The sequence below is a fragment of the Methylobacterium sp. A54F genome (genome assembly GCF_053346035.1).
In genome coordinates this window covers 1-316 of record NZ_JBKFBF010000098.1, presented here as the reverse complement: position 1 = coordinate 316, position 316 = coordinate 1, and the positions used below count along the sequence as shown (strand labels likewise).

The window sequence follows — 316 nt, the reverse complement described above, 5'->3', positions numbered from 1 at the left end:
GGCGCGCGCCTCCTGACGCGGCGCGGCGGCGGCGGCGGCCTCGCGGGCGCGAGCATGTTCGTCGACCTGATGACCCAGGCGCTGACGCAGCTGATCTTCACGGTGGCGGGCCACGGCCTGCTGATCTGGCTCGCGGGCGACGGTCCCGTCGTGCACGCGGTCGCGGGCGGCCTCGTCCTCGCCGTCCCGGCGGTCGGCGCCTTCTATCTCATCCAGCGCCGGGCCGGGCCCCGCCTGATCCAGGGGCTCCTCAGCCGCTTCGCCTCGGGCCGCGAATGGCGGGCGCTGGGCGCCGTCGAGACCCTCTACGACAACC

1 pseudogene is annotated in these 316 nt (G+C 75.9%); it reads left to right on the top strand.

Annotated features, from left to right (window positions below):
- Positions 1-316, top strand: a pseudogene (locus tag ACLBXP_RS25505) (TIGR00374 family protein); the annotation flags it as partial.